Source organism: Kushneria indalinina DSM 14324 (assembly GCF_003385845.1).
GTDB lineage: Bacteria > Pseudomonadota > Gammaproteobacteria > Pseudomonadales > Halomonadaceae > Kushneria > Kushneria indalinina.
Genome location: NZ_QRDJ01000006.1, coordinates 778,706 through 793,135 on the forward strand (window position 1 = coordinate 778,706; position 14,430 = coordinate 793,135).

Consider the following 14,430-nt stretch of genomic DNA (forward strand, 5'->3'; position numbering starts at 1 on the left):
CGCTGCTCCGTTTTGATCGGAGGCTCAGTTCTGAACGGACATCACTGCACCACCGTCAACGCGGATATTGGACCCGCTGATAAACGAGCCACGCTCGGAGACCGCCAGAGCGATGGCGGCAGCGACTTCTTCAGGCTGTCCGCGGCGCTTGAGCTTGATGCCGGGGCGCTCTTCTTCAAGAAAGCTTTCTACCGCCTCATCGAAGGAGCAGCTGTTCTGCGTTGAGCGCTTGTCCATCATCCCATCGGTCATGGGCGATTCAATGAACGCCGGTGAGACCGTATTGCAAAGGATGCCGTTTTCGGCCTCGCCATAGGCCAGATTTTTGACGAACGTGGCAAGCGCTGCCTTGGAAACGTTATACACGGCTTCATCCCAGTAGGGCTGCACGGCATTTTCCGAGGTGATGCATACAAAGCGTCCCCAGCCCTTTGCGCGCATGGTGGGAAAGGTGGCGCGTGCCATGCGAACGGCGGACATGAAGTTGATCTGCCAGGTGTCCTCGAAGTCTTCATCGCCGACTTCAAGAGGATGACCCTTGGCGCCGGTAATGCCGGCCGTGTGGATCACGATATCAATGGTGCCAAAACGATCGATGGCCGCCTGCGCCAGCGCATCAACATCTTCCTGTCGGGTGATGTCGGCTTTCTGACAGACCACTTCAGCATCAAGCTGCGCCGCATCCTGTTCCAGTTGCTCGATGTCCATGTCGGACAGAACAAGCCTTGCGCCTTCATTGGCAAGCTCACGCGCGGCAGCAAGCCCCAGCCCACCCTTTGCCCCGGTAATGATGGCAACGCGATTGGTAATTCCCAGATCCATGATGTCGGCTTCCGTGTCGATACTGCATGAATGTGCCTCGATGACAGGCAGCATTAACATAGTTTAAAAACCGCCCATGGGAAACGTGCGTGTTTCCGTCTTCGCAGGCCCTGATGTCATGAAGAATGCTTAATGATGGCGTCGCCGGTGCTGCCGCCGTTTGCGCCAGATGCGCAGGATGTGCCAGCGCCAGCAAAGGCGCGTCAAGATGTTGGCAATGACGCCGATAACCAGTGCACAGACCAGCGAGCCAATCATCAGCGCCGGCATCATGTCGACCAGCTGATTGGCAAACCAGCTGACGCTGACCTCATCGGGAAGTGCGCGGGGTGGCGTGTGGAGTAGCCAGGCCCCCGCCCGATAGGTGACATAGAAGATCACGGGCATGGTCAGCGGATTGGTCAACCAGACCAGCGCCAGCGCCAGCGGCAGATGGCCGCGTAGCCACCAGGCGCCAAGAGCCGCTATCAGCATCTGACCGGGGATCGGCAGCAGGGCACAAAAAAGCCCCACGGACATGCCATTGGCAATGCTTCGACGCGTGATCAGCCAGAGCGCAGGATTGCCAAGCAATGGGTGAATCAGTCGAAGCGATTTTCGGCGCCGAATGGCCTCCGGGTCCGGCAGATAACGTTGAATAAATCGGCGCAGCATCAGGCAGCGTCCTGACAGAACGATGTAGCCATTATCCCTGAACCCCATGGGTGAGGAAAATCTTTCTGAATATCATGAGCGCTTTGTGCCCATTCGTCGTGAACTGATTGATTGCGCAAAAGGTATACGCCTTCCGCTACTGTGTCTTGCAGCCGGTATCGGTGCTCTGCTGGTGCGCGTCCCTCAGGAGAGGTGGTTATGGGCGCTGGCGCTTTTCTGGCTGCTGGCGGCGGCACTCTATCACCGACTGTTGTTACTCATGGCTGGCGTATTGGCCCTGGCGCTTTATCACGGCCTTGCTCAGTGGCCTGAGCCCCTGGCGGAGGGGCTGGCCAGACAGGATGTAATACTGACTGGCCGCGTTGTCTCGCTGGAGCGGCTGGGAGGGCGCGCAAGGTTCAACCTTGAGGTGGCAGGCTGTCAGGGCGCGGCCGAATTGCCACGCTGCGATCATCTCAACAACGTCCGCCTTGACTGGTATCGGCCTCCGTCGCTCGAAACCGGGGAGCGGTGGCAGTTGACGGCGCGCCTGAAACCGCCGCGTGGCTTTCTCAATCCAGGCCGATTTGATTATGGCGCTTGGCTGATGGACAAGGGCTTTGGCGCTACCGGCTATGTACGTGATGCCGACGACGCGGTACGCCTTCATTCAGGTAGTGGCCCAGCGTTGACCGAGCGCTGGCTTTATTTGCGGGTACATGATGACTTTACCCGGCGCTGGCTGCAGGCGCTGACGCTGGGAGATGGCGGAGCGCTCGAGTCGTCACAGTGGACCCTGCTCAGGGACACCGGGACGACGCATCTGGCCGTGATCTCGGGGCTCCACGTAGGACTGGTGTCGGGTTGGGTACTGCTGCTTGGTCGGTTGCTGGCCCGGCTTCTTCAACCGCAGCGCTGGCGCATGGTGATATGGCCCTGGGGTCTGGCGGGACTGGCAGCCGTGGCCTATGCCGGACTCTCGGGCTTTGCGCCGCCGGCCGTGCGTGCCGCCATCATGACGCTGATTGCGCTGTGGACTGCCAGCGGCCGTCATGCCCCTGGTGTGTGGCAGGCCTGGTGGCTGGCACTTCTGGTGGTCATCATGACCGCACCACTCTCATTGCTGCGTCCGGGATTATGGCTGTCCTTTGGTGCCGTTGCCGTTTTGATACTGGCTTGGCGCTGGCGGGAAAAGCCTGTCTGGTGGTACGCGATCCTGCGAAGCCAGGCACTTCTGAGTCTGGCAACCGGTGCCGCCACGCTGCTTTTGTTTGGACAACTGGCAAGCCTTTCGCTATTGATCAATCTCGTCGCGATCCCATGGGTCTCCATGGTCATGGTGCCGCTGGCGCTGCTGGGCTGGCTGCTGTCGCCCGTACCAGGGGTCGGACAACTGCTCTGGGGGCTTTTCGGGCACACTGCCCATTATTTCGAGGACGCTCTTGAGCTGGTTCGACAGTGGCAACCCCAGTGGCAGCCTTCTGCCGAACAGATATGGCCTCTGTCCGCCATGGCGTTTTTGGTCTGTCTGGTATGGCTGCTGCCCGGACTATCCCGGGTGTGGCGTTGTGTTGCCAGTGTCATGACAATGTCGCTGTGTCTGGGAGGAAGCGCTACGCCAGTACTTCGAAGCGGCGAATTGTCGCTGGTGGTCCACGATGTCGGTCAGGGCCAGTTGATCGATATTCGTACGGCCAGCGGACGCTGGCTTTATGACAGTGGCCCGCGCTCCCGGTCGGGCTTCATGGCGATTACCACGCTCTGGGATGGTCCTCAGCACTTTGATGGCGTCATCGTGTCGCATGGGGATATGGACCATGCCGGTGGGGTACCCGTGCTCAAGACGCTACATGAGGTGGAACGCTGGTGGGCGCCACTGCCTGATACCATCGAAGTTGAAGGGGTGATGCCCTGTCGAGCCGGCGCGTCATGGCGAGTCGACGGGGTAAGCTTTACCTTTCTCTGGCCGCGCAGTACGGCCACGCTGCCAGCCGCTGAAAATGATCGTTCCTGCGTATTGCTGGTCGAAACAGCCCATCATCGTGTGCTGATCACCGGCGATGCCGGCCAGGCGGTCGAAGCCCGGATTGTTGCCCACTACCAGGCGCCCGTCGATGTGCTGGTGGCAGGCCATCACGGTAGTCATGGCAGTTCTTCGCAGCGGCTGGTGGATCTTCTTGAGCCGGCGCGCGTGATCTACAGCGCCGGTTATCTCAACGCTTATGGGCATCCTGCTGATAGTGTAGTGAGGCGATTTCGTCATGCCGGGAGCTGTCAGTGGAATACGGCTTTTGATGGCGCCATTACCGTGACAAGCAGTGCCCTTGAGATCAGTGTTGTCTCCCAACGGCCTGTCAGCGGTGTCGAACAATGCCGACCTGGGGTAGAATCCGGCCGGTGATTGCCCAGGGGCAGTCTTCGATCGTGATCGATAGCGGGGCATCGTTGGGTTCGGCGCTGCCGGAGCCCTGACGTGTATACCCGGTATCATTATCAGCCAGGCAGGAGAGCCCGTGAAGTCAAACGCCAGTCTGACGCTGTACGCCCGACTGCTGACCTATGTAAAGCCTTTCTGGAAGGCCTTTGCGATCGCTCTGATCGGCAACGCCATCTATGCAGGCTCCAGTACTCTCATGGCGCGTATCATGGAGTTCCTGACAGACGGTATACAAAATCCCGATGCCGATTTTCGTCAGGCCCTGCCATTGATGATTATCGGCATCTTCCTTGCCCGTGGCTTTGGGACCTTTCTGGGCTCCTATGGCATGGAGTATGTGGCGCGTAACGTGGTGCATCGTCTGCGCGTGTCGGTCTTTGATCAGATGCTGCATCTGCCGGGGCGCTTTTATGATGAAAACAGCGGCGGTCATCTGATTTCACGTGTGACCTATCACGTAGAGCAGGTCACCGGTGCCGCCACCAAGGCGCTCAATGTGGTGCTACAGGAAGGCATGCTGGTACTGGGTCTGACCATCTATCTGTTCTGGATCAACTGGAAGCTGATGCTGATCTTCATTGCGGTCACGCCGCTGATCGGCTTTGTGGTGGCCTGGTGCAGCAAACGCTTTCGCAAGCTTTCACGGCGTATTCAGAAGTCGGTCGGAGAAGTGACCCATGTGGCGTCTGAAACCATTACGGGCTACCGCGTGGTTCGCACGCACGGCGCGGAGCACCATGAATACCAGCGCTTTAACCGGGCCAGTCAGTACAACCGCGATCAGAGCCTGAAGGAGGCGCTGACCAAGGCCATCAGCGCGCCGGTCATTCAGACGATGGTCGCCGTGTCGCTGGCACTGCTGGTGTGGCTGGCATTGGCCCCCGAGCTTCTGGGGAACATGAGCCCGGGGCAGTTCATCGGCTTTATTACCGCCGCCAGCATGATCATCAAGCCCATCAAGTCGCTGACTGAAATCAATGGTGTCATTCAAAAGGGCCTGGCCGCCGCTCAGGAACTTTTCGATTTAATGGACAGGCCGCGTGAACCCGACAACGGCACGCATGACCCGGGTCGCGTCCAGGGCCGGGTCAGCTTCAAGGAAGTTCGCTTTCGCTACGGCAGCGATCTGCCGGATGTGCTCAAGGGGATCAGTCATGAGGTTCATGCCGGCGAAATGATTGCGCTGGTCGGGCGATCAGGCAGCGGCAAGAGCACCATGATGAATATGCTGCCAAGGTTTTATGATGCGACGGGCGGTCGTATCTGTATCGATGGGGTGGATATCCGCGATTATTCCATGCAGGCGCTGCGCCGTCAGATTGCGCTGGTGACCCAGAATGTCACGCTGTTCAACGCCACCATTGCCGACAATATTGCCTACGGGATCGATAATTCATCACGCGAGGCCGTGGTGGCGGCTGCTCAGGCCGCTTATGCCGATGAATTTATCGAGCGCCTGCCGCAAGGATATGACACCCTGGTCGGCGACAACGGTGTGATGCTGTCCGGCGGGCAACGCCAGCGTATCGCCATCGCCCGTGCCATTTTCAAGGATGCCCCCATCCTGGTGCTGGATGAGGCGACCTCGGCACTGGATACGGAGTCCGAGCGCTATATTCAGCAGGCCCTCGAGAGGGTTTGCGAAGGGCGCACCACTTTCGTGATTGCGCACCGGCTTTCGACCATCGAGCAGGCCGATCGCATCCTGGTCATGGACAATGGCGAAATCATTGAATCGGGAGATCACCACACGCTACTGGCACAGGACGGTGCCTATGCAGCGTTGCATCGCATTCAGTTCAGCGAGGAGCGCAGCAATGTCCCGGTATAAGCGCCTCTTCGGGGTGGTAACTCCATGAAGGGCCTCGAAAGGGCCTGGTACAGCGGCGCCCGTTGGCCGGGGCTGCTGACGCCGCTTGAAGCGCTGTATAAAAGCGTTGTGTCGCGCCGGCGTCACGCCTACCAGAGCGGTCGGCGCGAAATATGGGTATCGCCGGTGCCGGTCATTGTCATTGGCAATATTACGGTAGGGGGGACCGGCAAGTCCCCGCTGACGGCGTGGCTCGGGCGCTGGCTGCAGGAGCAGGGCTGGCAGCCTGGCATCATTTCGCGTGGCTATGGCGGGCATGCGCCGCGCTATCCCTTTTATGTCAACGAAAACAGCGATGTCGCGCATGCCGGGGATGAACCTGTCATGCTGGCCCAGCAGACACAGCTGCCTGTCGTGGTGGATCCGGACCGGCCGCGTGCTGCACGCAAGCTGATCGCTGCCGGCTGTAATATTCTGCTGTCTGACGATGGCTTGCAGCATCATGCGCTCGGGCGCGATATAGAGCTGGTGGTGGTAGATGGCATGCGTGGATTCGGCAATCGTCGCTGCCTGCCGGTGGGCCCCCTGAGAGAGCCGTTGTCCCGGCTGTGTGAGGTCGATGCCGTCATCTCCAATGGTGATTTGCAGACTCCGGATGCTGCCGCGCAGTACGCCATGTCTCTGGTGCCCAGCGCCTGGCGCCATCTCAATGACGGTGTTTGCTATAGTGTCAACGCTCGACCCTTCGATGGGCGAGTTCATGCCATTGCCGGCATCGGCAATCCTCAGCGTTTTTTTAAAACACTCGAGACGCTGGGCGTGGCGTTCGATCAGCATCCGCTACCGGATCACCATCGTTTTTCGGCGCAGGATGTGCGCTTTGCCGATAACCGTCCGGTCGTCATGACCGCCAAGGATGCCGTCAAATGTCGCCCATTCGCCAACGAACGGTGCTGGTCACTGGACATTGAGGCGTGCCCCGAGCCAGCACTGATCGAGTGGCTGGCGGCGCGTCTTGAAAAACTCTGATGCAGGAGAAAGAGAATGGATCAGGAACTGCTTGCCATGCTGGTGTGCCCGGAAAGTGGTGGAAAGCTTGAATACAACCGCGATACCGGTGAGCTGCTGTGCCGTGAAAGTGGCCTGGCCTATCCCATCACGGATGGCATCCCCGTCATGCTGGTCAGCCGGGCCCGTCGTCTGAACGTTGAAGAGGCACTGGGTAAACGGCAGGGGACATCGGCTGCATCATGAGTCAGGCCTTTACTGTCGTTATCCCGGCCAGATTCGCCTCACAGCGACTGCCCGGCAAGCCGTTGCTGGAGATTGCTGGTCGGCCCATGATCGAGCACGTATGGCAGCGTGCCATGGCATCCGGCGCTGCTCGCGTGCTGATTGCTACCGACAACGAACAGATCGCGACCGTCGCTCGGGGCTTTGGTGCGGAGGTGGTCATGACGCGCGAGGACCATGTCAATGGCACATCGCGTCTGACAGAAGTCGTCGACAGCCTTGGCCTTGAAAATGACGCCTGCCTCGTTAATGTGCAGGGCGACGAGCCACTGCTGCCCAGCAGCATGATTGACCGGGTGGCCGAGTCGCTTGGGGAGGATAACGGTGCTGCGATGGCGACACTTGCAGAGCCGATCGTTGATCGAGCCACCCTGATGCGCTCCAGTGTGGTCAAGGTGGTCTGCAGTCAGCAGGGGCGGGCCCTTTATTTTTCCCGGGCGCCCATTCCCTGGGATCGTGATCGCTTCGATCTACCGGCCTCCGGACAGGCGCATGACACTCATGATCTGGGGCAGGGCTGGTTTCGACATATCGGCATCTATGCTTATCGCGCGTCCTTTTTGCGCGATTATCAACATCTTCCGGTAGCGCCCGTTGAAGCCTGCGAGCAGCTTGAGCAGCTGCGAGCGCTTTATCATGGCTACGCCATTTCCGTTGCTGTGGCCACTGAGCAATATCCCGCCGGTGTGGATACACCCGAGGATCTGGCACGTGTCCGCGAATGGATGACAAGGAGTTCAGATTGATTCGAGTCCTGTTTGTCTGTCTGGGAAATATCTGTCGTTCGCCCATGGCGGAAGGTCTTTTTCGTCAAATGGTACAGCAGTCGGGGCACGACGCCCGAATCGAGGCGGACTCCTGCGGTGTAGGCGACTATCACGTGGGAGAGCCGCCCGATCCGCGCGCCATACGCGAAGCACGACAGCGTGAGGTGGATATCACTGACCTGCGTGGTCGTGTTATCCGTCAGGAAGATTTCAACCACTTTAATTACATCCTCTGCATGGATGCTGACAACCTGAGCGCTCTGCAAGAGATGGCACCCGATAACGGTCGCGCGCAAGTGGGACTGTTGATGGATTTCGCAGACGACAGCACCGGCGTCGAAATTGGTGATCCCTATTTCGGTAATACCGACAATTTTGGGAATGTGGCCGATCAAATCACCGCCGGCTGCCGGGGGCTGCTCCGCCATTTGAGACTCGAGGAAGCGTCGGATTGAGGATGCAGTACGGCGTTTCCCTGCAGTCATACAACACACTAGGGTTTGAAGCCACGGCACAGGCGCTGGCTGAAGCCGATTCACTGCTTTCCCTACGCCGTATTCTTGCCGCAGGCCATCACCGATTCCGTCGCATTATTCCGCTGGGTGGCGGCAGCAACGTTGTCATGAAGCCTTGTATCGAGGGGCTGGTTGTGCGCTACACGGGGCGGCGTATCTGGCAGGAAAGCGTCAACGAACATGAGGCGCTCTGGCATGTCGAGGCGGGCGTGAACTGGCAGGCGCTGGTCGAGGAAACTACTCGTGGGGGCTGGTGGGGGCTTGAAAATCTCGCTCTGATTCCGGGGTCGGTAGGCGCTGCGCCTATCCAGAACATTGGTGCCTATGGCACTGAAATCGGGGATAGGATCGAGAACGTACATGTCATGCACATCGCTGATGGCCGCTATGAAATACTTGATCGCACGCAGTGCGATTTTGGCTATCGACACAGCATTTTCAAGGCAGCGCTGGCCGGCAGGGTCATGATCGTTAGAGTCGTGTTAAGACTCGGCCTCGAAGGGAAACCACGCATCGACTACGGCGATCTTGCCAGACGGTTGTCGGGAACACCCGGACCGAGTGATATTGCCACGGCCGTGGCCGACATTCGCCGGGAAAAACTGCCTGATCCGCACGTGCTGGGCAATGCCGGCAGCTTTTTCAAAAATCCGGTGGTGCCACCCGAGCAGGCTGAAAGACTGATGACGCAATGGCCCGGATTGCCGGTCTGGAAGACCGCGCAGGGGACCAAGCTGGCCGCTGGGTGGCTGATCGATCAGTGCGGCTGGAAGGGGTATTGTGACAAAAATGTCGGCGTCCACCGCCAGCAGGCGCTGGTGCTGGTACATTACGGCGATGCCAGTGTGAATGATCTGCTGGAGATGGCCGGGCGCATCGGGGATTCCGTCGAGGCGCGCTTTGGCGTCACACTTGAGATGGAGCCCGGCATTATCGGGCGGTAGATGCAGCGATTTTGACATCGGTGACAAAATAAAAGGCCCACTCCAGAGGAATGGGCCTTTTTGATGCAGCCTTGATTACTCGCCAGAGGACTGGTTTTCACGCAGCTCGCGCTGCTGTTGACGGCGACGTTCACGCGGGTCGTTGTGTGCCCGGCGACGCTGACGCTGCTGTGAGGGCGCCTTTTCTGAAGTGCTGGTATCTTCCACGGAAGCACTTTCAGACGCTGTCACCTTGTCAGTCTTTTTTTCAGCAGTCGTGGCTGACTTGTCGCTGCCGGTAGCAGCTACCGGCTCGGGCTTGTCGCTGGCCTTCTTCGGGGCCGCTTCATTGGCCGATTTACCGACGTCAACAGCAGCGGGTTTATCGGCGGCTCTGGTGCTGGTGGCCGGAGCTTTCTGCGCCGATGTCTGCCCGGTTTCAGGGGCCGTCGAGCCCTTCGAGGCGGGCTTTTCCGCGCCCTTGTCACGTGCCGTCACGCTTTGCTTATTGATGTCGCGTGCCGGTGCTTCGCTGGAGGCCCTGTCCGTGACAGGCGTTTCGGCTTCCTGAGAAACCAGCTGCGGCTGCTCGCGGGGTGCTGCTTCTTTGGCCATGGTGGCAGCAGATGCCTTGTCTGTATCGACGCCTTCTCCCTTGTCACTGGATGCTGCGTCAGCAGACGGACGTTCGCTGGCGCTGTCTTCAGGCTTTTGGGTCTCTTTCGTGGAGGCAGTGGCAGGCGAAGACTGCTTTTCACCTTTTTTGCCCGCATTCTCGGCCGCCACAGCACCAGGTACCTCGGGGGTCACGGTAGATGCCGTGTCACTGGCGGCGTCGGAGACCTTTTGTGACGGTTTCTGTCGAGCGTCCTTGTCCTGAGACTCGGTAGCTGTTCTCGGTGCTGCGGCACCGGATTCTGCCGTATCAACAGCCCCACCATTTTTTGCGTCCTGCTGACCCGAAGCGGTGTCGGAGGACTGCGGTTCACGGCCGAAGGTAGCGCTGACCGACTTGCGGCCATTGCCTGACGTCGCAGAAGCTTTCTCTTCAGAGGCAGACGGCTTCTTTTCAGAGGCAGGCGTCTTCTCTTCAGAGGTCGACGTTTTCGCGTCAGAAGCGGGCGTTCTGTCCTTCGAAGCAGTGCTGGCAGTCTCATTGGAGGCTGCCGCTTTGGGCGCCGCCGGGCTGCTATCGCCGTTTTTGGCGGCGTCAGCATCGGCACTACCCGTATCCGTCGACGGGGAGGCTTCAGCCTGCAGCCGTTCCTGCTCTGCAATCGCCTCCGGGCTCAAGGCCTGTTTGCGGCTGCGCTGGCGCGGGTTGTTGCGAGTACGACGGGGCTTGTCATCATCGCCATCCTGAGCTTGAGCAGGCGTCTGTTGCGCAGGCTCACCCTGAGCATTTTCCGCTTTGGCAGAGGTGTCCGCAGCGGGCTTTTTACGCTCGCCGTCATCACGAGCCTTTTCAGGGCTCTTGTCTGTTGAAGCGCTCTTGTCTGCAGAAGTGCTCTGCTGACGCTTGTCATTGCGCTCGGATGCGGCGTTATCGCCCCTGGGTGCCGTACCATTTTGCTGACGCTTGTCATTGCGCTCGGTGCTGGCGTTGTCACCCTTGTCGGGCGTAGTACTTTGCGGGCGCTTATCGCCTCGGGCGTTGCTGTTATCGCCCTTGTCCGAATCGCGTGAAGGTCGATCACGACGGCTCTTGTCGTCACGGCTCTTGTCGTCACGGCCCTTGTCGTCACGGCCTTTTTCAGACGAGGTGCGCTTGTCGTTGCGACCGTTTTTGCTTCCGCCGTTGTCATCGCGTTTTGTGTTGTCGCGACGATTATTGCGTTGCTCTGCGCCTGTCGATGAGGACTTCTGTTCCTCGCGTGCCGCGGTTTCCTGAGTGGCAGGCTGTGGCTTTTCTTCCCTGGCGGTCGGCTGAGCGCTTTCCTTTTTGGGCTGAGCGCTGGCAGAGTCCTGCTTGCTGCTGCTTTCTTCGCTGCCCATCAGGCGGTTGAAGCCTTTCATGAGACGGTTCAAAAAGCCCGACGGCTCTTCATTGGCCGGCTCGGCGGCGGCAGTTGGCTCGGGGGCCGGCGTACGATGCGCGACGGAGCGTACGGCAGCTTCGGCACGCTTGACGGGCTTTCGATAGGTTTCGCTTTCGTCTTCGGGCGCTTCGAAATCGTCCGACAGCTCAAAGCTTGAGCGTGCCGCTTCTTCGGGGTCGACCTGATCGTCGCGATAGCGCTGAACGTCGTAGTGCGGTGTTTCGAGTTCAGGCTGTGGCAGCAGCATGACGCGGACACCCTGGCGACGTTCGATGTCGGCGAGGACGTTGCGTTTTTCGTTGAGCAGGTAGGTGGCGACCGGCACCGGCAGCATGGCGCGAATCTGCGAGCTGCGATCCTTCATCGCTTCTTCTTCGATCAGACGCATGATCGACAGTGACAGCGAGCGGACATCGCGGATAGTGCCCTGACCGTTACAGCGTGGGCACACCACGCCACTGGTTTCGCCCAGCGAAGGCCGCAGGCGCTGGCGCGACATCTCCATGAGACCGAAACGCGAGATACGCCCGATCTGTACGCGCGCGCGATCAAGCTTCAGGGCGTCTCGAACCCGGTTTTCGACTTCGCGCTGATTGCGGGCAGGCGACATGTCGATGAAGTCAATCACCACCAGACCACCGATGTCGCGCAGACGGAGCTGCCGGGCGATTTCGTCCGCGGCTTCCAGGTTGGTCTGCAGCGCGGTCTCCTCGATGTCGCCGCCCTTGGTGGCGCGTGAGGAGTTGATGTCGATGGAGACCAGAGCTTCGGTATGGTCGATCACCACCGAGCCGCCTGACGGCAGTTTTACTTCACGCTCGTAGGCGGTCTCGATCTGGGATTCGATCTGAAAACGAGAGAAGAGGGGGACGTCGTCGTTATACAGCTTGATCTTTTGCTGATACGACGGCATGACCTGCTTGACGAAGTTGAGCGCTTCTTCATGCACGTCGGTATGGTCAATCAGCACCTCGCCGATGTCCTGGCGCAGGTAGTCGCGCATGGCGCGGATGATGACGTTGGATTCCCGGTAGATCAGGAAGGGAGCTGAACGCTTGCCGGCTTCTTCGGTAATGGTCTCCCATACCTGTACCAGATAGTCCAGATCCCACTGCAGCTCCTCGGAGGAGCGACCGATGCCGGCCGTACGCACAATCACGCCCATCTTTTCGGGCATGGTGAGCTGGCTCATGGCCTCTTTCAGCTCAGTGCGCTCATCACCTTCGATGCGACGCGAAATGCCGCCGGCTCGCGGGTTGTTGGGCATCAGCACCAGGAAACGGCCGGCCAGACTGATAAAGGTGGTCAGTGCCGCACCCTTGTTGCCGCGCTCTTCCTTGTCGACCTGGACAATGACTTCCTGACCTTCCTTGATCACTTCCCGAATATTGGGGCGGCCGTTGCCGGAGGGCTCCTTCGAGAAGTATTCGCGCGAGATCTCCTTGAGCGGCAAAAAGCCGTGGCGGTCGGCACCAAAATCGACGAAGGCAGCTTCAAGGCTGGGTTCGACGCGCGTAATACGACCGCGATAGATGTTGGCCTTTTTTTGTTCCCGAGCACCGGATTCGATGTCGAGGTCATAAAGTCTTTGTCCGTCGACCAGCGCGACTCTCAGCTCTTCGGGCTGAGTCGCGTTGATAAGCATGCGTTTCATATTGTCTCACTGACTGAGCGTACCGTCAGACAAATGCCGTGCCACAGTCGTTATCAACCTCTGCAGTTGATGGCCTGTAGCGCCGGGCATCGGTGCAGCCGAATCGCGGGCCAGAGTGTTTGTGCTCAGCGCATGTCTACAAGTATGTTTCAATTCCTCGGGCGCCATACAGACGTGCCTTGGAAAGGCTTCATGATCATGTTGAGTACGTGACCGCCTGAAGACATGTCGCGGCAGCATGGTTGCTTAACCGGTCTTCCAGTGGGGCGGTCACACCTGGTGGCCATCGATTCGACAGCACCGGCCTTCGGCACGGAAATGGTTTATCCCGTGATGCAAAATCCGGGTACTTCAATACTGCCAGGTGCCGGGTTGGTATCATCCGACGACTGTTCTGTTGCTTCGGCCTGCGTGTCATCTGGTGCAGGCGCTATCAGGTCTTTGGGACCTTAAGGAAGCCCCCGGAATATAACAGCAAACCCTGGTGCCCACAATCGGGGCCATCACGGCGTTATTTCGATACAATGCCGGCCCTTACAGCCGGTAAAAGAGGAAGAAAGACATGGCCGAGGGGCGCGGAGTTCAGTGGCTTGAAATCGATGAGCATCATGATGGCCAGCGACTGGACAATTTTCTTCTTGCCCATCTCAAGGGCGCGCCTCGCACCCTGATCTATCGGATTATTCGCCGCGGTGAGGTGCGCATCAACGGCGGGCGGGGCAAGGCGAGTCGACGCCTCATCAGAGGGGATCGTGTCCGTGTGCCACCGCTGCGGCTGACGCCTCAGGAGGCCGTGCAGGAAGTCAGCGATAATCTGCGCCATGTGATCGAACGCAGTCTCCTGAAAGAGACACCGGACTGGATGGTGTTCAACAAGCCCTCGGGACTTGCCGTACATGGCGGCAGCGGGGTCAAGATCGGGCTTATCGAAGCTCTGCGTCAGATACGTGACGATCTGCCCTATCTGGAGCTGGTGCATCGGCTGGATCGCGACACCTCAGGGTGTCTGCTGGTGGCAAAATCCCGCGATGCCCTCAACTTTCTCGGCAATGAGCTGCGCGAGCACCGAATGCAGAAACACTACCTGGCCCTGGTAGAAGGTGTATGGTCCGTCGGGCGTGATGAGGTAGACGCGCCATTGCTGCGCTTTGAGCTGGCCAACGGCGAGCGCCGTGTGCGAGTGGATGCCGCCGGCAAGCCCTCCAGGACGCGGTTCACGCTCATTGAAGCGTTGAAGGGCGCCTCGCTGGTAGAGGCAGAGCCCGTGACGGGCCGCACGCACCAGATCCGGGTTCATGCGGTCCATGCCGGCCACCCCCTGCTGGGGGATAGCAAATATGGCAGTGACAGCGGGGAGCGTCTGGCCACACGCTGCGGATTGCCTCGCCTTTTCCTGCATGCACGAATGCTCGGATTTACCGATCCGACCTCACGACAACCTGTCCAGCTGCAGGCTCCCCTGACTGATGACCTGCAGAGTGTGCTGGCACGCCTGCGTTAGGAGCCCCGGCGGTGCAAGCGGGCCACACCGATAACG

At 59.4% G+C, this 14,430-nt stretch carries 11 protein-coding genes; 8 read left to right on the plus strand and 3 right to left on the minus strand.

Features of this window, described 5'->3' with window-relative positions; all coding sequences use genetic code 11:
• Positions 1 to 24 precede the first annotated feature (24 nt).
• Positions 25 to 822, minus strand: coding sequence for an SDR family NAD(P)-dependent oxidoreductase (locus C8D72_RS03585; protein WP_115853605.1), 798 nt, complete (start codon positions 820 to 822; stop codon positions 25 to 27).
• Between the two features lie 129 nt (positions 823 to 951).
• Positions 952 to 1,476, minus strand: coding sequence for a DUF2062 domain-containing protein (locus C8D72_RS03590; RefSeq protein WP_115853008.1), 525 nt, complete (start codon positions 1,474 to 1,476; stop codon positions 952 to 954).
• Between the two features lie 46 nt (positions 1,477 to 1,522).
• On the opposite strand from C8D72_RS03590, the gene C8D72_RS03595 reads away from it, so the two are divergent.
• The 7 genes from C8D72_RS03595 (at position 1,523) to murB (ending at position 9,221) form a co-directional block, all read left to right on the plus strand.
• Positions 1,523 to 3,856 (plus strand): DNA internalization-related competence protein ComEC/Rec2, encoded by a 2,334-nt coding sequence (locus C8D72_RS03595; protein ID WP_115853009.1) that lies wholly within the window; start codon positions 1,523 to 1,525, stop codon positions 3,854 to 3,856.
• A gap of 112 nt (positions 3,857 to 3,968) precedes the next feature.
• On the plus strand, positions 3,969 to 5,723 hold the full coding sequence (gene msbA / locus C8D72_RS03600) for a lipid A export permease/ATP-binding protein MsbA (protein WP_115853010.1): 1,755 nt from the start codon (positions 3,969 to 3,971) through the stop codon (positions 5,721 to 5,723).
• A gap of 24 nt (positions 5,724 to 5,747) precedes the next feature.
• Complete coding sequence (gene lpxK / locus C8D72_RS03605; protein WP_115853011.1) at positions 5,748 to 6,731, plus strand: tetraacyldisaccharide 4'-kinase; 984 nt, start codon at positions 5,748 to 5,750, stop codon at positions 6,729 to 6,731.
• Positions 6,732 to 6,746: 15 nt separating this feature from the next.
• Entirely contained in the window at positions 6,747 to 6,956 is a 210-nt protein-coding gene (locus C8D72_RS03610; RefSeq protein ID WP_115853012.1) for a Trm112 family protein, read from the plus strand.
• The gene (kdsB, locus tag C8D72_RS03615) at positions 6,953 to 7,741 is read left to right on the plus strand and encodes a 3-deoxy-manno-octulosonate cytidylyltransferase (RefSeq protein ID WP_115853013.1); all 789 of its coding nucleotides are present in this window, start codon (positions 6,953 to 6,955) and stop codon (positions 7,739 to 7,741) included. The genes C8D72_RS03610 and kdsB overlap by 4 nt, the downstream gene beginning before the upstream one ends.
• Entirely contained in the window at positions 7,717 to 8,217 is a 501-nt protein-coding gene (locus tag C8D72_RS03620) for a low molecular weight protein-tyrosine-phosphatase (RefSeq protein ID WP_245955133.1), read from the plus strand. Before kdsB ends, C8D72_RS03620 begins: the two co-directional genes overlap by 25 nt.
• Before the next feature lie 2 nt (positions 8,218 to 8,219).
• Positions 8,220 to 9,221: a UDP-N-acetylmuramate dehydrogenase gene (murB, locus tag C8D72_RS03625; protein ID WP_245955134.1), complete on the plus strand. Its 1,002-nt coding sequence runs from the start codon at positions 8,220 to 8,222 to the stop codon at positions 9,219 to 9,221.
• Between the two features lie 75 nt (positions 9,222 to 9,296).
• On the opposite strand, the gene rne is transcribed toward murB, so the two are convergent.
• The gene (rne, locus tag C8D72_RS03630) at positions 9,297 to 12,893 is read right to left on the minus strand and encodes a ribonuclease E (protein WP_115853015.1); all 3,597 of its coding nucleotides are present in this window, start codon (positions 12,891 to 12,893) and stop codon (positions 9,297 to 9,299) included.
• 562 nt (positions 12,894 to 13,455) lie between these two features.
• Here rne and C8D72_RS03635 point away from each other — a divergent pair.
• Positions 13,456 to 14,394, plus strand: a complete 939-nt coding sequence (locus tag C8D72_RS03635; protein ID WP_115853016.1) for an RluA family pseudouridine synthase — start codon at positions 13,456 to 13,458, stop codon at positions 14,392 to 14,394.
• Positions 14,395 to 14,430 lie beyond the last annotated feature (36 nt).